The organism is Burkholderia sp. Z1 (genome assembly GCF_014893795.1).
Classification (GTDB): Bacteria; Pseudomonadota; Gammaproteobacteria; order Burkholderiales; family Burkholderiaceae; genus Burkholderia; species Burkholderia theae.
In genome coordinates, this window is the sequence record NZ_JACFYL010000002.1 from 1255808 (window position 1) to 1274798 (window position 18991).

15 protein-coding genes are annotated in these 18991 nt (G+C 66.8%); 6 read left to right on the forward strand and 9 right to left on the reverse strand.

Annotated elements, in window-relative coordinates:
• Positions 1 to 60: 60 nt before the first annotated feature.
• Both H3H55_RS22680 and H3H55_RS22685 read right to left on the reverse strand, forming a co-directional pair.
• Complete coding sequence (locus tag H3H55_RS22680; RefSeq protein WP_193100288.1) at positions 61 to 993, reverse strand: alpha/beta hydrolase; 933 nt, start codon at positions 991 to 993, stop codon at positions 61 to 63.
• 61 nt (positions 994 to 1054) lie between these two features.
• Positions 1055 to 2152: an OpgC domain-containing protein gene (locus tag H3H55_RS22685; protein WP_129515166.1), complete on the reverse strand. Its 1098-nt coding sequence runs from the start codon at positions 2150 to 2152 to the stop codon at positions 1055 to 1057.
• A gap of 381 nt (positions 2153 to 2533) precedes the next feature.
• Between H3H55_RS22685 and H3H55_RS22690 the strand changes: the two genes are divergently transcribed.
• Positions 2534 to 3688: a porin gene (locus H3H55_RS22690; protein WP_193100289.1), complete on the forward strand. Its 1155-nt coding sequence runs from the start codon at positions 2534 to 2536 to the stop codon at positions 3686 to 3688.
• A gap of 42 nt (positions 3689 to 3730) precedes the next feature.
• Here the strand turns inward: H3H55_RS22690 and H3H55_RS22695 are convergent, their stop codons facing one another.
• Complete coding sequence (locus H3H55_RS22695; protein WP_193100290.1) at positions 3731 to 4642, reverse strand: LysR family transcriptional regulator; 912 nt, start codon at positions 4640 to 4642, stop codon at positions 3731 to 3733.
• Positions 4643 to 4782: 140 nt separating this feature from the next.
• On the opposite strand from H3H55_RS22695, the gene H3H55_RS22700 reads away from it, so the two are divergent.
• Complete coding sequence (locus H3H55_RS22700) at positions 4783 to 5799, forward strand: aldo/keto reductase (RefSeq protein ID WP_193100291.1); 1017 nt, start codon at positions 4783 to 4785, stop codon at positions 5797 to 5799.
• Positions 5800 to 5924: 125 nt separating this feature from the next.
• The gene (locus H3H55_RS22705; RefSeq protein ID WP_193100292.1) at positions 5925 to 6665 is read left to right on the forward strand and encodes a sulfite exporter TauE/SafE family protein; all 741 of its coding nucleotides are present in this window, start codon (positions 5925 to 5927) and stop codon (positions 6663 to 6665) included.
• Between the two features lie 102 nt (positions 6666 to 6767).
• On the opposite strand, the gene H3H55_RS22710 is transcribed toward H3H55_RS22705, so the two are convergent.
• From H3H55_RS22710 to H3H55_RS22720, 3 genes are all read right to left on the reverse strand, one after another.
• Complete coding sequence (locus tag H3H55_RS22710; protein ID WP_193100293.1) at positions 6768 to 8942, reverse strand: hypothetical protein; 2175 nt, start codon at positions 8940 to 8942, stop codon at positions 6768 to 6770.
• Between the two features lie 651 nt (positions 8943 to 9593).
• Entirely contained in the window at positions 9594 to 10253 is a 660-nt protein-coding gene (locus H3H55_RS22715) for a hypothetical protein (protein ID WP_319022319.1), read from the reverse strand.
• 81 nt (positions 10254 to 10334) lie between these two features.
• Complete coding sequence (locus H3H55_RS22720; RefSeq protein WP_193100294.1) at positions 10335 to 11231, reverse strand: LysR substrate-binding domain-containing protein; 897 nt, start codon at positions 11229 to 11231, stop codon at positions 10335 to 10337.
• Between the two features lie 542 nt (positions 11232 to 11773).
• On the opposite strand from H3H55_RS22720, the gene H3H55_RS22725 reads away from it, so the two are divergent.
• The 3 genes from H3H55_RS22725 (at position 11774) to H3H55_RS22735 (ending at position 14707) form a co-directional block, all read left to right on the forward strand.
• Positions 11774 to 12619 carry a peptidoglycan DD-metalloendopeptidase family protein gene (locus H3H55_RS22725; RefSeq protein ID WP_193100295.1) on the forward strand — a complete coding sequence of 282 codons (846 nt, stop codon included), beginning with the start codon at positions 11774 to 11776 and terminating at the stop codon, positions 12617 to 12619.
• A gap of 211 nt (positions 12620 to 12830) precedes the next feature.
• The gene (gene bla / locus H3H55_RS22730; protein WP_193100296.1) at positions 12831 to 13730 is read left to right on the forward strand and encodes a class A beta-lactamase; all 900 of its coding nucleotides are present in this window, start codon (positions 12831 to 12833) and stop codon (positions 13728 to 13730) included.
• Positions 13731 to 13834: 104 nt separating this feature from the next.
• Positions 13835 to 14707 (forward strand): LysR substrate-binding domain-containing protein, encoded by an 873-nt coding sequence (locus H3H55_RS22735; protein ID WP_193100297.1) that lies wholly within the window; start codon positions 13835 to 13837, stop codon positions 14705 to 14707.
• A 46-nt stretch (positions 14708 to 14753) separates the two neighbouring features.
• Here the strand turns inward: H3H55_RS22735 and H3H55_RS22740 are convergent, their stop codons facing one another.
• The 3 genes from H3H55_RS22740 to H3H55_RS22750 all read right to left on the reverse strand — a co-directional run bounded on the left by H3H55_RS22740 (position 14754) and on the right by H3H55_RS22750 (position 18976).
• Positions 14754 to 15089, reverse strand: a complete 336-nt coding sequence (locus H3H55_RS22740) for a type 1 fimbrial protein (protein WP_193100298.1) — start codon at positions 15087 to 15089, stop codon at positions 14754 to 14756.
• A 268-nt stretch (positions 15090 to 15357) separates the two neighbouring features.
• Complete coding sequence (locus tag H3H55_RS22745; RefSeq protein ID WP_193100299.1) at positions 15358 to 16365, reverse strand: fimbrial protein; 1008 nt, start codon at positions 16363 to 16365, stop codon at positions 15358 to 15360.
• A gap of 16 nt (positions 16366 to 16381) precedes the next feature.
• Positions 16382 to 18976: a fimbria/pilus outer membrane usher protein gene (locus H3H55_RS22750; RefSeq protein ID WP_193100300.1), complete on the reverse strand. Its 2595-nt coding sequence runs from the start codon at positions 18974 to 18976 to the stop codon at positions 16382 to 16384.
• Positions 18977 to 18991 lie beyond the last annotated feature (15 nt).

Below are 18991 nucleotides of genomic sequence, written 5' to 3' on the forward strand. Positions count from 1 at the left end.
GACGATCGGCCGGGCATCGGCCGGTCTGACGAAAACGGGCGGGGCAGCGCCCGCCCGCCGTCACTTCACGCATTCGAGCGCGTACTTCAACCCCTGCCCGAGCAATCCGCGCCACACGTCCCACGTATGCCCGCCGTCGACGATGCGCAGCTCGGCCGGGTTCTGCGCGCGGCGCAGTTGCGTGTACAGCACGCTCGATTCCGCCTGGATCGTCAGGTCGTCGTCGCCGGCCGCGATGAACATCGGCACGCGCCAGCTGCGCGCGAAATAACCGCGCATCAACGCCGGATAGTTGAGTTCGTGCCACACGCGCGAGTCGAACTGCCGGTCGCCGAACACGCCGACGTAGCGCGCGGCGGAATTGAGCGGCGGCTCGTTCGCATAGATCGCGGGGCTCAGCAGCATCGCGCCGCAGAACAGCCCGGGTTCGAGCAGCGAGAAGCGCAGCGCACCGAAGCCGCCCATCGACACGCCGCCGATCGCGCGGCCCGCGCGCTGGTTCGACACCGCGAAATGCGCTTCGACTTCCGGCAGCAGGTCGTTGAGGAACGCGCTCTGCATCTTCTCCTTGCGGTCGACGTACCAGTCGGTGCCGCCCTGCGGCATCACGATCACGACGGGCGGAATCTCGCGGCGCTCGATCAGCGTATCGGTGGTGGCCTGCAGCCGGCCCTGCGTGATCCAGTCGTTCGCGTTGCCGGCGTTGCCGTGCAGCAGGTACATCACCGGGTAGCGCGCGCCCTCCGGGTTGTAGCCGGGCGGCAGGTAGACCGTGTACGACCAGTCGCGCTTCAGCGACGCCGACCGGAACGAGCGCAGCACGACGCTGCTGCCCGGGTTGACCGGCGGCTCCAGAGCGGTCGACGGCGTCGTCGCGGTCTGGACGGCAGGCGGCGGCGCGGGCGACATCGTCGGCGCCGCCGGCGTGGCGCGGGCGGTGGCGATGGAGCCGGCGATCAGGGCGACGGCGAACGGAAGGGCGAGTCGGCGCATGGCGAATCGTTTGTGAAGAGGCGCCGGCTATCGTAGCAGCGGCGCATGACGGCGCGGCGCATCATCGCCGCGAGCGGAACGGCAGCCGCGCGACGAGCGGCCCGTAGAGTTTGGCGACGAGATAAAGCAGGCCGATCGCGACGACGTCGGCGGTCAGGCCGAGCGGCACGTCGAGATAACCTTCGGTCGCCTGGTAAAGCAGCGAATCGACCGCGAGCGAGATGCCGGTGCCCGCGACGAAACACAGCAGCCCCTGCCGGCCGATCGTGCCGATCCACGGCATCGCGTGCGCGACCTTCTTCATCCAGCCGAGGTGCACGAGCTTGGCCGCGAGCCACGCGATCGCGAGGAAGTTCACGAGCCGCAGCGCGCCGAGGTTCTGCTTGATCGACGGATCGGTCGGGAACGGCTCGATGCGCAGCCGGTAGTACGCGCCGGCCGCGACGATCGCGAGCGCGCCGGCCGTCAGCAGCCAGCCCTGCGGCTTGGGCGCGAGGGTCTGGTAGACGGGCTGGCAGCGCGCGATCACGCCGAGCACGAACAGGAACTGCCACGCGAACGGGTTGAAATCCCACGGCGCGCCTTCGACGGTCGGCAAAAAGCGCGCGACGTGCGGCGCCGCGACCCACATCGACCCGCTGAACGCGAGCATCAGCCACGGCTGCGTGCGCGCGAGCGGCAGCGCGAGCGGGACGAGCAGCGCGAAAAACGCGTACATCGGCAGCACCGACGCGAGGTACGGCTGGCGGCGGAACAGCAGGATGTCGCGCAGCGCGGCGAGCGGCTTGTGGAGCAGGCCGTCGAGGTCGTTGGTCGGCATGTTGGGGCCGTCGATCGCGAACGCGTTCAGCGCGGCCGTGATCAGCAGCATCAGGCCGGCCGTCACGAGGAACGCGCGGTAGATCTCGAACGCGCGCCGGATGAAGCGCTGGCGTGCAGCGGCCTCGTCGTGCCGCTCGGCGAGCGAGTTGTATGCGATCGCGGTCGCGAAGCCGCCGAGGAACACGAACACCTCGGCCGCGTCGCACAGCGCGTACGCGTGCAGCGTCACGCGCGACAGGATACTGCCGCCGATGTGGTCGACGACGATGACGAGCAGCACGAGGCCGCGGAAGAAATCGAGTTCGGCGTAGCGGCCGGCCCGGGCAGGCGCGGTCATCGGACCGCCTCCCGGCGCGGGCCGCGTGCGCGGCGGGCACATGCCGCGCATGAATCGGGGTGAAGCATGACTTCGTGAAAAATTGGCGAACGGATGCGCATTGTGCCACCGATGCGGCGCCTGTCGGGTTTACGCGGATGGCGAGCCGGCCCGCCGCTGCCGATAAGCCCGGTCAGGCAGTCTGCGCAACGGGGCAGTTGGAAGAGCGCAACGCTTTGCGCGCGGTTTCAATACCCCGATGGACGGACGGTTTGCGACGTGACACCATTTTGTCTCCACGCGGCCGCACACCGCGTCGTCCGCCCTGCGGGCCACACATACAACAGATCGAACATTCGCCGGGCGCTCGACCACGCCCGGCCTCGGCTCCGGAGATCCGTCATGAAGAAGCACGTCATTTTTGCCGCCGCGCTGGCCGCTTTCGCCGCGCCGGCCTTCGCCCAGAACAGCGTGACGCTGTACGGCCTGATCGACGAAGGCTTCAATTACACGAACAACGTGAACGTCAATGGGGTCGGAAAGACGAATTACCAGCTCGCGAGCGGTTACGCGCAGGGCAGCCGCTGGGGCCTGAAGGGTAGCGAGGACCTGGGCGGCGGGCTCAAGGCGATCTTCACGCTGGAAAACGGTTTCGACGTGAACAACGGCCGGCTCGGCCAAGGCGGCCGCATGTTCGGCCGCCAGGCGTTCGTCGGGCTGAGCGAGTCGCGCTTCGGCACGCTGACCTTCGGCCGCCAGTACGATTCCGTCGTCGACTATCTCGCGCCGCTGACCGCGAACGGCAACTGGGGCGGCACGCTGTTCTCGCACCCGTTCGACAACGACAACACGGACAACTCGTTCCGCGTCAACAACACGGTCAAGTACGCGAGTGCCGACTGGAACGGCCTGACGTTCGGCGGCACGTACAGCTTCAGCAACAGCACGGGCTTCTCGAACAACCGCCAGTACAGCATCGGTGCGCAGTATTCGCTGGCCGGGCTGCAGGTCGCGGCCGCGTACCTGCAGGCGAACAACCCGGGCGTCGGCAGCGCGGGCGCGATCGCGGCCGACGACGCGAACTTCGTCGCCGACCGCCTGCGCATCTTCGGCGGCGGGATCAACTACACGTTCGGCCCGGCAACGGTCGGCTTCGTCTACACGAAGACGGACGTGAAGAACCCGGTATCGACCGTCTACCTGCCGGCCGCGACGTTCGCCGGCCTCGGGCTGACCGCGACGAAATTCCAGAACTTCGAGATCAACGGCAAGTACCAGCTCACGCCCGATTTCTATCTCGGCGCGCAGTACGTGTACACCGACGGCAAGTTCGATGCCGCGGCCGGATCGTTCAAGCCGAAGTACCACACGGTCGGCCTGATGGCTGACTACAGCCTGTCGAAGCGCACCGATGTCTATCTGCAGGGAGCATGGCAGAAGGTCGCCGGCGACAAGACCGGCACGGCGGCCGACGGCGGTTACGTCGTCGGGACGGACGGCCCGTCCTCGTCGGCGAACCAGTTCGCGGTGCGCGCCGCGATCCGCCACAAGTTCTGATCGGGCGGCAGCCGGGGCCGCGCGCCCCGGCACCGGCCGTCGTCAGTCCGTCCGGCGCGAGCCGCCGAGCGTTTCCGCGAGCCAGTCGACGAAGATCCGCACGCGCGGCGCGAGATGCCGGCCGTGCGGAAACACCACCGACACCGGCAGCGGCTCGGCATTCCATTCCGGCAGCACCTCGACCAGCGAGCCGTCGGCGAGCAGCGGCGCGAGCCCGTCGCGCGGCGCCTGGATCAGCCCGAGGCCCGCGAGGCAGCACGCGAGATACGCCTGCGAGCTGTTGACCGACACGATGCTGTGCATCTTCACTGCGTGCCGCTCGCCCGTATCCATATCCGCATATTCCCAGTCCAGCTCGCGGCCCGTGCGGCTCGAGAAATAGCCGACCGCGACGTGGTCGGGCAGCTCGTCTGGCGAGCGCGGCGTGCCGTGGCGCGCGAGATACGCGGGCGACGCGCAGTTGATCTGCGCCATCTCGCCGATGCGCCGCGCGACGAGCGACGTGTCGGACAGCACGCCGACCCGCACCGCGCAGTCGATGCCGTCCGCGACGAGATCGACGAAGCGGTCGGTCGTGCTGATCACGACGCGCAACTCGGGGTAGCGCACGTGGAAATCCGGTAGCGCCGGGATCACCTGGTTCAGCGCGAAGCGCTCGGGCAGGTCGACGCGGATCACGCCGCGCGGCGACGTGCCGGCGTCCTCGAACAGCGTTTCCACATCGTCGAGATCGGCCAGCAGCCGCACGCAGCGCTCGTAGTAGGTCGCGCCCTCGGCGGTCAGCGCAACGCGCCGGGTCGTGCGCTGCAGCAGGCGGATGTTGAGATGCTTTTCCAGATACTGGACGGCGTTGCTGACCGTCGGGCGCGGCAGTTGCAACTGCTCGGCCGCTTTCGTGAAGCTGCCGAGATGGGCGACGCGCGCGAAGATGCGCATTGCATGCAGATGGTCCATGCGGGGCGGGGGCTTGGCGGATTGGATCAGGCTCCATTGTTAATCAGCGTCGAATGGTTTGGTGGAGCGTTTCGCGTTTATCGCGCGCCGCGATGCGTCCAGAATCCGGTCCATTCACTGACTACTCGAAGGAAACGGACATGGACACGCGTCAACTGGGCCGCACGGGCCCGCAGGTGTCGGCGATCGCGCTCGGCTGCATGGGGATGTCGGATTTCTACGGGCCGGCCGACCGCGACGAAAGCATCGCGACGCTGCACGCGGCGCTCGACAACGGGATCACGATGCTCGATACCGGCGATTTCTACGGGATGGGCGACAACGAGATGCTGATTCGCGACGCGCTGCGCGGCACCGCACGCGACCAGGTGCTGATCAGCGTGAAGTTCGGTGCGCTGCGCGATCCGGCCGGCGGGTTCGCCGGCTACGACGCGCGGCCCAAGGCGATCCGGAACTTCGTCGCGTATTCGCTGAAGCGGCTCGGTACCGACTACATCGACATCTACCGGCCGGCGCGCGTCGATCCGGCGGTGCCGATCGAAGAGACGGTCGGCGCGATCGCCGATCTCGTGAAGGCCGGATATGTGCGCCATATCGGCCTGTCCGAAGCCAGCGCCGACACGATCCGCCGCGCGGCGGCCGTCGCGCCGATCGCCGACCTGCAGATCGAGTATTCGCTGCTGTCGCGCGGTATCGAGGCCGAGATCCTGCCCGCGTGCCGCGAACTCGGGATCGGCGTGACGGCCTACGGCGTGCTGTCGCGCGGGCTGCTGGGCGGGCGGTGGAGCACGGCGCGGCAGGGCGAGCGCGACTTCCGCGCGGCGAGCCCGCGTTTCCAGGGCGAGAACCTCACGCACAACCTCGCGCTCGTCGACGCGCTGCGCGCGATCGCCGACGAGAAGGGCAGCAATCCGGCGCAGGTCGCGATCGCGTGGGTGCTGTCGCGCGGCGGCGATATCGTGCCGCTGATCGGCGCGCGCAAGCGCACGCAGCTTCAGGACGCGTTGCAAGCGCCTGAATTGCAACTAACGGTCAAAGACATCACCCGCATCGAAACGGCGGTTCCCGCCGGGGCGGCTGCCGGTGAGCGTTATCCGGCTGCACAGATGGCACACCTCGACAGCGAGCAGGGACGGGGGGTAGTTCATGGGGCCTGAACGGCGGAGGCGAACCTGACAGGTCCGCCCGACAGGCCCTAGCCAGCCTCAGGCAAAGCCAGATGGCGGGCGGCGTGGCAGGGGTTCACCATCGGCGCCGTATTCAACCGGACGGAACGCCTTCCATGCAAATTCATACGCTGACGATCATCGTGCTGGTTTTCCTGCTGGCCGGCGCGGTCAAGGGAATGATCGGGCTCGGGTTGCCGACGATCGCGATGGGGCTGCTCACGCTCGCGATGCCGCCGTCGGCCGCGGCCAGCCTGCTGCTCGTGCCGTCGTTCATCACCAATGTGTGGCAGCTGTGGCTCGGCCCGTCGTTCGGGTCGCTGCTGCGTCGCCTGTGGCCGCTGCTCGCCGGCCTCACGATCGGTACGCTGACGGGCGGGCTGCCCGCGCTCGCGGCCGGCAGCACCTGGACGCATGCGGCGCTCGGCGTGGTGCTGATCGCCTACGGGCTGTGGGGGCTGGCCGCCGCGCGGCTGCCCGCGCCGGGCCGCCACGAAAAATGGCTGTCGGCCGTGGTTGGCTACCTGACGGGCGTCGTGACGGCCGCGACCGGCGTGTTCGTCGTGCCAGCCGTGCCGTACCTGCAGGCGCTACGGTTGTCGAAGGACGACCTGATCCAGGCGCTCGGGCTGTCGTTCACCGCATCGACGATCGCGCTCGGTGTGCAACTGCGCGTGACGGGCGCGCTGCAGACGGTCGATCTCGGCGTGTCGGCGCTCGCGCTCGTGCCGGCGCTGGCGGGCATGGCCGGCGGGCAATATGCGCGACGCGTGATGAGCGAGAAGGCGTTCAAGCGCTGCTTCTTCGTCGGGATGATTGCACTCGGCGCGTACATGGCCGCTTCGGGGTGGATGTGAGCGGGCTTAGCCGGGAAGCGTGATGCCCGCCGCCGCGAGACCTCCCGAAGCCGGTTCCTGCTGCCGGCTTCGGGAATCGTCACGGAACGGCGGTCACGTCGCTCAGGCCGGGTCGGCGTACTTCAGCGTCCACCCGAACGTGCGGGTCGTGCCCGTGCCGAGCGCAAACGGCTTCGTCGTACACGCGAAGTTCGAATGCAACTGGCCGATCGGCGTCGTCGACAGCGGATTCGTCGTGCCGTTCACGGTGTCGAAGGCGGACAGCGCGCAGGTGTCGAACCCGGACGCCGCATAGCCGGTCGCGGGGCTGTTCGCGTACGTCACCGACACGCCGTCGCCGTTGGCCTGCGTGGACGCGAAATCCGCGAACGACGTGAAGTCCGTCTCGACCGACAGATTGCCGGTGAGCGTGCCCGAGCTCAGCGTGTCGCTGCGCGTGACCGAGCCGTGCGCGAACGTCAGCACCGTATGCACCTGCAGGTCGAGATCGGTCGTATACAACGCGTTCTTCGAAGCAAGACGGAACTTCGTCGTATCGAACGACACGATCACCTGCCCGTTGGCCTGCTGCACGTTCAGGTTCTTGTAGTACGTGACGGGGATGTAGGTCTTCCCGTTGTACGACACCTGCGGCACGAGCAGCGCATAGCCGAGATCGGTCGTGCCGTAGATCAGCTTGTCGGAGAACGGCACCGGGTAGTACGGCGTGAACGAGTTGTAGTCGGGCGCCTGGCTGAGGTTCAGGTTGATCACGCGCCGCCCGTCGCGCACGGTGACGAGCGCCGCGCTGTACGGATGCGCGGTGTCGCCGGGCTGGTTGTACCAGGTGAGCGTGTAGTGCGGCAGCGCGTCGAGCCATGCGCCGTAGTCCGTATCGGCCATCGGCGCCTTGCCGCCGAAGCCGAGCTTGTTCCACCACGCGTTCACGTACAGGTACTGGTGCAGCAGGCTGAAGTTCTCGCCCATCACGCGCGGCTTGCCGCGATACGCGTCCGTGCCGCGGCCCTTGACCCACATGTTCACCGACGGCGTCGGCAGCGACGGGTCGTACCAGTAGGTGTCGAAGCGATGCGCGGCCTTGTAGATGAACGCGTATGCGATCTGCTTCTCCTGGTCGGACAGCACGCCGGCGTTGGCCGCGGCCGTCAGCACTTCCATGAACGCGGAATCGCCGTACGGGCCGATCGAGCGGCCGTAGTTGAAGCCCTGGCCGTCGGCGTTCAGCTGCGGCAGGATCAGGTCGACCGACTTGCGCAGATAACCCTTCAATTCCGGTGTGAGGTTCGCCTCGTTACCCATCTCGAACGTGCGCTCGGTCACTTCGCCGATCAGCAGCGTGCTGTAGCGGTCGAAGCGTGCCTGGTCGTAATAGGTCGTGTGCGTGTTCGACGCTTCGTCCGAGAACCCGCCCGACGAATCCTTGCGGATGTGGTTCGTGAGCGTGTACAGCAGCGCGTCGCGCGCGCCCATCGTCGCGACGGACGGATCGGTCGTCGATGCGAACGACGGGCTGCTCCAGCCGAGCTTCTGCCGCAGCCCGGCAATTCCGTAGGACACCGCATAGTAGTTCTGCGCGGTGTTCAGCGACGCGATGTCGATCGGCGTGCCGGCGGCCGGGCACGTATTGGTCTTGCCGCTCGCGTCGGGGCCGAACATGTCGCAGAACGTGAGACGCTGCTGCAGCGTCGCGAGCATCGCGTCGCTGAAGACTTCGTTGAGCATCCCGTGCGCCTTCAGGTTGTTCAGCGCGACGAGGTAGTAGTACTCGCCCCACGACGTGTTCGCATACGTGTAGTTGCTGCCCGACTGCGCCATCATCGCGGTCGTGATCGTCTGGTAGGTGGTGAGGTAGCTCGCGTATTGCGGGTCGCCCTTCGACTTCATGTCGATCAGGATGTACGACAGGCCGAGCGCGAGCTTGCCGGGCAGGAATTTGTCGCCGGTGTTCGTGTCGAGTACGTGGACGGGCGTGCCGTCGCCGAGATCCATCACGACCTGCGTGAAGTCAGGCGACTTGCGGATCAAGTCGAACAGCGCGCGCATCTGGCCCATCATCGTGATCGGCGTGTCCGTGCCGGGCGGCACGCTGGTGTCGGGCGCGCCGTAGACGAGCGCCTGCAGCGAGTTCGACGCGAGCGTGGGCGTGGGCGTCGAGGTCGACGGCGGCGCCGATGAAGACGGCGAGTCGGTCACGTCGTTGCCGCCGCAGGCGCTGACGAACAGGACGGAAAGGGCGCTGAGCGCGGCGCCGAGCGCGAATCTGCTGCGCGGATGCATTGTGTCTCCAGTTTTGAATAATGATGAAGGACGGGCGGGTGTGGCCATTGCCGCGCTCGATGCCCGTACCTGACCTCCGCCTTGCAACCCTGATCCCTGGCGACGGATGGCCTGAACCACAACTCGAGCGGGCAAGCGTTCTCCCTGCGCGGGCCGTGACCGGCGTCGCGCTCATGCATTGGAAAACGTTTTCCAAATTTAGGCATCGATCGGCGTGATGTCAATCAACTTTCACGTTCGATGCGCCGGTAGAAACCCGAATAGTGGGAAGGAGCGGGGGAGCGCGTGGGTCAGAATTGCGCGGAAATTGCGAGGGATTTTTTCGGAGATGGATGGAGGGTGGTGCGGGATGCCGGCGCGGAAGTGGTTGCCGGGAAGATTGCCGCGAGATGCGTTTTCGGTCTCATTTGAGAGAAAACGTTATCCATAAGTATCGAAACGAATCGAGCGCGGTGCTGGGCTGCTCCGACGAGCGTTACAGCTGGGCCTCGATCACCGCCTTGTCGATCACCGATCAGACCTGCCGGTTCAGGCAGTCGATATACGCGCGGTAGCGAGTGGCGAGATCGGTGTCGGTCATGGCCATGTCTCCGTGTGTCGATGGGGGGAGCGGAATGGCGTGCCGGTGTCGCGCGGTCGGCCGGGCGTGCGTTACAGCTGCAGCGCGTCGAGTATCCGCTGCTCGACTGTCGCCCAGTCGCGGTCGCCGTTTTCGATCGACAGCTTGTCGAGCGGCAATTGCTCGAACAGCGCGTCGGTCGTTTGCCGGTAGTCGCGATACAACGCGACCAGCCCGTCGAGGCCTGTCAGTCCGCGCCGCACGCAGTATGGTGCCGCCAGTTTCCAGCGGGTCTGATAGGTGACCCAGTCGTCGCCGCGTTCGGCGCAGACCGTACGGATGGCGGCATCGATGTCGCGCTGCCAGAAATAGACGACCAGCGGCGCAAGCGGGGCGATCGTCCGGGCCAGTTCTCGTACGTACGCTTCGATGAGCGCCGGTTCGCCTTCCATCAGCAGCAGATTGGTCAGGTCGCCGTGAAAGAGTTGTCCGTCCAGCACCGACACCGTGGTGCCGAGCCGCGCGTCGTCGACGAAAGCGGCCCAGCGCGCGAGCGCACGCTCGGCGAGTTGAGCGGCCGTCGCATCGCGCCAGGGCTCAAACCAGTGCTCGAACTCGTCCGTGGCGCGCACGGGATGAGGCTCCGTTCGTTCGTGGATGGCCACGGCGTCGTGCCCGGCCGCCTGCAGGCGACTGGCGATGAAGCGCATCGTGCTCGACTTGCCGGACCCCATCATCCCTTCGACGATCACGAGCCGGCGGGCAACGGCAGCGGGCGAATCGTTGGCGGGAGCGATCATGTCGGGACGGGGCCGGGGCAGGAGGGTATCAGGTTACCGCGTGGCGTTTTCACCGGACAGAAACCCCACGAACTCCCGCGTGTACTTCGGCAGCGCGTCGAACGACCGCGCGCAGAGCGTCAGCTTCCGGTGGCTCCACGGGTCGGACAGTTCGACGAGCCGCACGTCCATCGTCTGCATCGCGCGCTCGGCCGCATGGCGCGACACGATGCCGATGCCCACGCCGCTCGCGATCACGCGGCAGATCGCATTGAAGCTCTTCAATTGCACGCGATAGCGGATCCGCTTGCCGAGCGCGCGTGCCTGGTCGGCGAGATGTACCTGCAGCGCGCTGCCGTCGGTGAGGCCGATGAAATCGGCATCGGCGATCGCGTCGAACGCGACCTGGTCGTGCGATGCGAGCGGATGCGCGGCCGGCACGACGACGATCAGCCAGTCTTCACGAAACGGTTTCAGTTCGAGCCCGCCGAGCCCGACCGAATCGGCGACGATGCCGACCTCGGCCGTCTTGTTGCGGATCGCGTGCACGATCTCCTGGCTCGAGCGCTCCTCGACGCTGATCGACAGCTGCGGATGATGTGGCAGGTAGTCGGCCAGCGCGTCGGGAAGGTATTCGCTCAGCGACGCCGTGTTGCACAGCAGCCGGATATGCCCGCGCAGCCCCTGGCCGTATTGCTGCAGTTCGCCGCGCATAAGGTCGATCTGCTGCAGCACGGTGCGCGCGTGGTGTTCGAGCGCGCGACCTGCGTCGGTCGCCTGCGCGCCCGATTTGGTCCGGTGCAGCAGCGGCACGCCGAGTTCATCCTCCATGCCGCGGATGCGCTCGCTCGCGGCCTGCAGCGTGATGTGCGTCCGCTCGGCGCCACTCGTGATCGTGCCGGCCTCGCAGATGTTCAGGAAGAGCCGCAGGTCGGTCAGGTCGAAGCGCATGATGGCGGGGAGCGATGGCGTTGTAATGGCCGATAAGTTAGCAGGGAACGGCAGCCGCGGTCTCAGGCTACGCCTGAGACCCGATTCGCCGGTTCCGCATTTTCGGGGCGAGATCGATGGCCGATCATGACCGCACATCAACCGGGGGCCTGTCATGCAGATCGATTCGTCGTGGGGCATGTCGTTCAAGATCGCACTGCACCTGTTGTTCCTGTGCATCGGCATTGCGTGGGCCGGTTCCGAACTCGTCGCGTGGTTGCGTTGAGCGCGGCGGCAGGCACGCGCTAACTCGGCCGCCGGTCGCCTTTTTCCACCGATCCCACCTATTGGAACAAATTCGCCATAGTTTCAAAGGCGAAAATTCTTCCGCTTTCTCCTAAAAAGACCATCAAGTTTTTCCGAATCGGACCGTATTACCGGTAGCGAATGCCGGCCGACGCCCGGTTCGTGATCGTTTGTCATCATTGTTTGCATCCGGTTACACGTCGGCCGTTCCGTTTTTGAGATGCTTGAAAGATTGTCAAACCGGAGTCGGATCGTCCATGGAAACGCGCGAGATTCACCGCCACGCGGGGTGGCTGTCGGGCCTGGCCGCCGTGCTCGTCATGGCCGGTTGTGCAGGTACGCAGTCCGTTCCGCCGAGCGACACGCTGGCGGGATCGTCGCCGTCGAGCCAGCCTGCCGCTGCGCCGTCGGCCGCCACACCGCCGCCGGCGCCGATTCTCGTCGCGCAGAAGTACGTCGTGAAGCGCGGCGACACGCTGACGGGTATCGCGTCGGCGAACAACTGCAGCATTGCGGAGCTGCGCACCTGGAACAAGCTGGGCGCGGGCAGGCTGCGCATGGGGCAGGTGCTGCGCATCGTCAGGCAACAGCCGCTGCCGCCGTCGTCGGGCGCGGCCGGCGCACAGGTTGCCGCAAGCGATGGCGCGGCGGGTAACCCGGCGAACGCGCAGGCCACCGCGTCGACGGCGAGTGACCGTCAGGTCGTCAAGGACACGAAGCGCCATTCGAGTGCGGTCGCGCTCACGTGGCCCGCAAGCGGCAAGATCGTCGACGGGTTCCGGCCGGGGCAGAACCGCGGCATCCAGATCGCCGGCCGGCCGGGCGATCCGGTCCGCGCCGCGGCCGCCGGCCGCGTGATGTACGCGGGCACAGGCCTGAACGATTACGGTAGCCTGATCATCGTCCAGCACAACGCGGATTTCCTGACCGCCTATGCGCATAACCGCAAGCTGCTCGTGAAGACGGGCGACATCGTGCGTCAGGGCGACGAGATCGCCGAGATGGGCGACCTCGACAACTCGCGCGTCGCGTTGCTGTTCGAGGTGCGGCGCGACGGCAAGCCGGTGAATCCGATGCCTTACCTGCCTTCGTCGCAAGGCTGAAGCGGAGCGTTTCAACTGGAACGTGGCGGCGGTCGCTGCTACGCTAGGGTCTTCATGCGAGTCCCGCGCTTCTCGCGGGGCCGACGGGCGTCTTTCGGGGATGCGCGGCGAATGCCGTCGCGGGCCGGCCGTCGGCGTGAACGGGCGCGCTTCGCCAATGCGCGCCCGCGTTGCTTCGTGCCACCGATTCCGACAGAACCCTACTCATTCCATGGAACACTCACCGACACGTCGCTCGCTGTTGCTTGCCGCCGTTGCCGCGCCGTTCGTCGCCGCGTGCACGTCCGCGCCGGTTGCCGACCAGGGGCGCGCGCACACCGCGCAAGCCGAACTCGCCGCGCTCGAAAAAGCATCGAATGGCCGGCTCGGTGTCGCCGCGCTCGATACGTCGAACGGCGTGCGCATCGCTCACCATGCACGCGAGCGTTTCCCGCTGTGCGGCACGTATGCGGTCGTCGCGGCCGCCGCGATGCTCGCGCGCGGCTCGCTCGACGCGTCGCTGCTGCCGCGCCGCATCCTGTACCGCCGCTATGAAGTCGTGTCGGGCTCGCCGATCACGGAAAGCCACGTCGACACGGGCATGACGATCGAGCAGCTTTGCGTGGCGATGCTGCAGTCGGGCGACAAGGGCGCGGGCAACCTGCTGATGGGCGTGCTCGGCGGCCCGCAGGCCGTCACGTCGTTCGCGCGGGAGAGCGGCGACACGGCGTTCCGCCTCGATCGCTGGGAACCCGAACTGAACCAGGCCGCGCCCGGCGACGAACGCGATACGTCGACGCCGGTCGCGATGGTCGACATGCTGCAGCGGCTGCTGCTCGGCGACACGCTGCACGAACCGCAGCGCACGCAGTTGACGGAATGGATGACCGGCGGCGCGCGCGGCGCGACCGGCATCGCGGCGGGCGTGCCGCCCGGCTGGCGCGTCGCGGACAAGGCCGGCACGGGCGGTTACGGCACGACAACCGACGTCGCGGTGCTGTGGCCGCCGTCGCGCGCGCCGCTCGTGATGGCCGTGTCGTTCACGCAGCCGCAGGCCGACGCGGCTGCCCGCGCGGACGTCGTCGCATCGGCGGCGCGCATCGCGGCGGGCGCGCTCGTCGCGACGGCCTGAGCGATCCGCGTTTCGCGTCTCGCGCAAAGCCGGCGTTTGGCTTATCGTGTCGGTCAGCGCGCGCCGATGTCGGCGCGCCGTTCTTCCGTTTCTCGTGCCTCGTCATGCGCCGACTTCCGCCTCTGCACGCGCTGCAGATCTTCTCGACGGTGGCTCGCCACCGCAGCTTCACGCGCGCGGCCGAGCAGCTGTGCATCACGCAGGGCGCGGTGAGCCGGCAAATCCAGACGCTCGAGGCGCACTACGGCTTTCCGCTGTTCAAGCGGCATGCGAAGGGCCTCACGCTGACGGCGGAGGGTGAGCAACTGCTGCCGGTCGTCAACGACAGCTTCGCGCGGATCGAGGACATCTCGATGAAGCTCACGCGGCAGCGCACCGATCTCGCGCTGAAGGTGCCGACCTGCGTGATGCGCTGGATGCTGCCGCGCATCATGCGCTTCCAGGGCGAGCATCCCGATCTCCATGTGCAGATCACGACCGCGTGGCAGCACGTCGTCGATTTCTCGACCGAGCCATTCGACGCGGCGGTCGTCTACGGCACATCACCGGGCCCGGGCGTATTCGCGCTGCCGCTGTTCGACGAGCGGCTGACGCCCGTGTGTGCGCCCGAACTGCGGCAGGCGTCGCCGCTCGATGCGGTCGGCGATCTCGCGCGTCATACGCTGCTGCATCCGACGCGCGACCATCGCGACTGGCGTGCCTGGCTCGATCATGCGGGCGAGCGCGGCGTCGATCCCGCGCGCGGGCCGACGTTCGACACGCTCGATCTCGCGACCAACGCGGCGATGCAGGGCTTCGGCATCGCGATCGGCGACGTGACGCTCGTCGATGACGACGTCAGTGCGCACCGGCTCGAACGGCCGTTCGACCTCGTGCTCGAAACCGGCGCGCGCTACTTCTTCGTGTATCCCGAGACCATCGGCAGCCAGCAGAAGATCCGCGCGTTCAGCGAGTGGATCGCGCGCCATCGAGACTGACGCGCGGCCGCGTCGGAACCGCCGCGCACCGCGCGGCCGACCGGTGTTACTGGTATGTCACAACGGCGATCATCGGCGCAAGATCGTTGCCCGGACGCTTCGGTAAAACGATTGCGCGCGAAGCCTGAGTAAAGGTCGTGGTCTTGACGGCCTGCTGGCTCGCCGCGTCGACGAACGCGATCTGGCCGGTCGCCGGCCGCGGGCAGTCGGGGCGCACGCGCGCTTGCGCGGCGTCGGCCGTATCGAGCGCGAACGAGCAGGGCGGCTCGACGATCATGCCGGAAAAGTGAATGATGCCGGACGCGCCGGCGGCAAAGGACGAGGACGTGGCCAGAAGCGAGGCAGCCAACGCGAACGAGGCGGCGATCACACGATGCTTCATGACAGGCTCCAGAGAGGAAGCGCGTCGCAGCGGGGCCGCTCGGGTGGCAGTCCGTCAACGCTGCGGTGCTAAGTGCGTAAACGGCAATTCATCGAATCTCTTGAGTGGATGAGAGTGAATGATTCGAACCAACGGACAACGTAGACCGTGTTCGATCAAATATAGCGCCGACTTTTGATGCGGCAAGTCGGGGTATATCCGGGCATGACCCGGTGTGGCGAATGCGGCGCCATGCGGCGGACGGGAGGTCGCACGGCACCGCCGGACGTTACTGGTAATCGATCAGCACCTGCGCGGCGGCTCGGACGGACCCGCCGCGAACGGTATCGCCGGTCTGCACGTACGACGCACGCAGAGGAATCGACGGCGAGCCGCCGGTGCTGCTCCTGTAACTGGTGACCGTGTGCGATTTCTGGAACGTCATGGCTTCGCCGCTCACGCCGTCGGTGATCCGGATGCCGATACCCTTCGCGGTGGCATCCGGGCGCAATTGCAGCGTGCCGCTGCTGTCGGCGACCACGCCGTCCAACGGAGAGAGCTGATAGCCGACCCGGTTGTAGCCGGCCGGGCAGTTGTTCAGGCGGAGCTGAAATTCCGTCGTGCCCGCCGTCGAGCCGACGCCGGTGAAGACATGATGTTGAACGGACGGCAGTGTGACGGTCTGGTCGGGAACGGAACAGGTGCCCTGGATGAAGGTGACGCTCGCGGAGAGGTAGACGATCGTCGTGTCGCCCAGCAGTCCGGACTTGTAGTTGACGCTGAAGTACTGGGAGAACGAGCCCGAATTCAGCGATCCGTTCTTGGCGGCACGGCTGTCGCGGAACAACTGGACCTCGGCCATGTTGCGCAGCGTCATCGGGCTCGACTGCGTGAGCGGAACGCCGTCGATGAGCATCCGTGTCGATACGCCGGAAACGTTCGTTTCAAGGTCGGGCCCGTCTGTCCAGCCCCAGATGATATTGCCTTTGTTGGCCAGGCTCGCGCCTGTTATCTGGCAAGTGCTGGCACCGCAAAATTCCTGCGGCGTGAGGTAGTCGCGTGCCAGGACCGTTCCCTGCGGCGTGGTCGACGGTACCGTAATCGATCCGCTGCCGAACGCGGTAAAGAAATTCGTGGCTGCGGCAACAGACGGAGCCAACGCTGTCGCCGCCAGCAGGACGGTCGTGCACAGCCTGGCCTTCCGTGGCCGCTGCGGTACGTCGCGTGTGCGTGCGTCACCGGCGTGCACCGCGTGAACGGTTCGATTCCATACGGTCGATTGACGGAAGCGGAACATAGGATTTCCTTGTCGATTATTGATTACCGGCGATCGTTGCCGTTGGCGCGCAGACGCCGTTGATCGCCTGAACCGCCGTTGCCTTCCGCTGACGCTTGACGGTCGGCAGCGCGTACGCGATCCGGCACACCGAACCATCGTCCGTCCCCCATCGCACGGTCAGCGCTCCGCCATCGTTCAGTCCGCGCGCGAGGATCCGGCTCGCCTGGCCGACGATGCCGATTTCCTTGCCCGTTTCGTCGTGGACCGCCGCGCCGAACGGCAACGGCGCGCCGTCCTGCTGACGTGCGTGGACGATTGCCGTGCGGCCGGTCTCGGTCGAGAACCGGATCAGTGGTACGGCACCCGCGCGCGGTGCGATCTGCCGGCTCGTTTCCTTCATTTCGACATCCATCGAGATGCCTTTCGGATCGAGGGATATCGTGTTGACGTTGTACGGCGTCAGGTAGGGCACAACCGCATAGCCGTTGCCGTCGATCCGCACACCGGTCGCATTCGCGACGCGTGCGCCGGCCGCGCCAGGCGCTTCGACGATGGCGAACGTTTCGGATACCGGTTGCGAGAACGTGATGCCGCCGCCGTGCGCGACCACCGCGCCGCGTACGGCGACCGAGCCTTGCTGGTAGTCGGCGCCGCCGCCGCCGCTGGCGCTGAATTCCGCGCCGCGCGCACGATATGTCACGTTGGCGCTGCCGTCGGTCGTCGATGTGCCGGTGCCGGACACGTGGTTGGCGCTGATGCCGTACGAAAGCGCGTGATCGGTTCCGAGCGTGCCCGACAGCGTCGATTGAACGCGCGTGCGGCCGAAGGTGTCGCGCGACACGTTGCCGGTGAGCGTGACCGGTTGCTTGCCGCCGAGCGGGACGGTGACGCTCGCGTGATAGAGCGTGCCCATCGCGCCGCCGGCATTGCGCTGACGCGTTGCCGTGAGACTGTACGAAACGTTCCTGAACTGGTTGGTGTAGCCGAGCGAGTAATTGACGTCGGCGCCCGCACGGTTCCAGTAGTTCGACGCCGCCGCGACGACATTGAAGCGTCCGCCCTTTTCGCCGAGGCGCTGGGTCAACGTCAGCGACGCACGATGACGCGGCCGCCAGATCGCCGCGTCCTGTCGTCCGGCGCGCGCCTGCATCGCATCGTTGAGCCCGAAATAGCCGCTCGTGGAATGCCGATAGGCGGCGATAGCGATATCGGTGCCGGTCGCCGCGACCGACTTCGCGTAGCTGACGCGCACGCTCGAGCCGTTGAAGCGCCGGATGCCGGGAATCGACGTCGTCGCATGCGTGATATCCGCGCCGATCGCGCCGAACGACGTGTTGAAGGCGCCGCCGATCATGAACGACGCATAGCCGCCCGCGATCGTCGCGCCACCGTAGGCGGTCAGCAGGTTGGTCAATCCGCGCTGGTACGTCGCTTGCGCGAAGAGCGGATGACTCCCGCCCTGCGTGTCGTTCAGCGTGCCGGCGACGAAGCTGTAGCGGCCGATGCCGGGGCGCAGCGACAGCGGCACGGCCGCGTACGGCACGGTAAACGTATGGACGTCGCCGTTGGATTCGGTGACGGCGACGTGAAGGTCGCCGCCATAACCGGTCGGATAAAGATCGTCGATTTCGAAATTGCCGGGCGCGACGGTCGTTTCGTAGATCGTTACGCCGTTCTGGCGGATCGTCACTTTCGCGTTGGAGTTCGCGATACCGCGCACCACCGGCGCATAGCCCCGCAGCGAGTCGGGCAGCATGCGGTCGTCCGTGGACAGGCGCACGCCGCGGAATTGCGTCGAGTCGAACAGCTCGCCCGTGGTGTAGCTTTCGCCGACGACGAGCTGCGACGATATCGACGGCAGATCGCGCTGGAGGTAGGTTGCGATGTCCTGATACCGGTGCTCGCCTTGCGAGGACCACGTATACGAGCCTTCGTGCCGAAGGTGCCAGTTGCCGACGTTGACGCCGCCGCTCAGTCCGAGGTACCCCTGCGTCTGCGCCGGCTGGCCCGCGTTCTTGAACGTGTAGAGGTTCGCGTTGTAGCCGAGGATGCCGACGGGAACACCCGAACTCCATTGATCGGGGCTGACATACCCGCGCGCCTGGCGCGCCAGCGACGCCTGGGGAACGCTCAGCGTCAACGTCTGCCGCGCGAAGTCGAACGTGGCGCGGGCTTCCGGCACGACGCGTTCGATCGACAGGCAGGCGTGCTCTCCGCTCAGTTGCGAGACGACATCCGGCGCGAGCTTGCCGAAATCGACACCGACGCGTTTCAGCAGCGTGTCATCGAAGCAGGGCCGCGCATCCTCCGCACCAGGCACGACCTCGAAACGGACGTCGTGGCGGCCGACCCATTCCGGTCCGACGTAGATGTCGAGACTGTAGATGCCCGGCGCCGCGATGTTGCGTTGCGCGAAGCGCGAGATGTCGAAATCCTTGCCGACGCGATTCGCGAGAAAGGCGTCGTCGAATTCGACGTGCGCAAGCTGGGTCGGCGGATTCGGTGCCGGCGTCGGTTCGGCGCGGCCGTCGTTTGCCCATGCGGCGATGCAGCCGAGCACCAGCAGGTGAAGCAGTTTTTCGCGCGGCGTAGCGAGCGGCGTGCGATATGGATGTCGAATCGGGTTCATTCGCGGTTCCTGTCA

Bases quoted from the DNA above. Each gene is read 5' to 3' on its own strand.
- H3H55_RS22740 (WP_193100298.1), bottom strand. From the start codon at position 15,089: ATGAAGCATCGTGTGATCGCCGCCTCGTTCGCGTTGGCTGCCTCGCTT.
- H3H55_RS22680 (WP_193100288.1), bottom strand. From the start codon at position 993: ATGCGCCGACTCGCCCTTCCGTTCGCCGTCGCCCTGATCGCCGGCTCC.
- H3H55_RS22725 (WP_193100295.1), top strand. From the start codon at position 11,774: ATGGAAACGCGCGAGATTCACCGCCACGCGGGGTGGCTGTCGGGCCTG.
- H3H55_RS22720 (WP_193100294.1), bottom strand. From the start codon at position 11,231: ATGCGCTTCGACCTGACCGACCTGCGGCTCTTCCTGAACATCTGCGAG.
- bla (WP_193100296.1), top strand. From the start codon at position 12,831: ATGGAACACTCACCGACACGTCGCTCGCTGTTGCTTGCCGCCGTTGCC.
- H3H55_RS22695 (WP_193100290.1), bottom strand. From the start codon at position 4,642: ATGGACCATCTGCATGCAATGCGCATCTTCGCGCGCGTCGCCCATCTC.
- H3H55_RS22685 (WP_129515166.1), bottom strand. From the start codon at position 2,152: ATGACCGCGCCTGCCCGGGCCGGCCGCTACGCCGAACTCGATTTCTTC.
- H3H55_RS22705 (WP_193100292.1), top strand. From the start codon at position 5,925: ATGCAAATTCATACGCTGACGATCATCGTGCTGGTTTTCCTGCTGGCC.
- H3H55_RS22710 (WP_193100293.1), bottom strand. From the start codon at position 8,942: ATGCATCCGCGCAGCAGATTCGCGCTCGGCGCCGCGCTCAGCGCCCTT.
- H3H55_RS22745 (WP_193100299.1), bottom strand. From the start codon at position 16,365: ATGTTCCGCTTCCGTCAATCGACCGTATGGAATCGAACCGTTCACGCG.
- H3H55_RS22690 (WP_193100289.1), top strand. From the start codon at position 2,534: ATGAAGAAGCACGTCATTTTTGCCGCCGCGCTGGCCGCTTTCGCCGCG.
- H3H55_RS22700 (WP_193100291.1), top strand. From the start codon at position 4,783: ATGGACACGCGTCAACTGGGCCGCACGGGCCCGCAGGTGTCGGCGATC.
- H3H55_RS22735 (WP_193100297.1), top strand. From the start codon at position 13,835: ATGCGCCGACTTCCGCCTCTGCACGCGCTGCAGATCTTCTCGACGGTG.
- H3H55_RS22750 (WP_193100300.1), bottom strand. From the start codon at position 18,976: ATGAACCCGATTCGACATCCATATCGCACGCCGCTCGCTACGCCGCGC.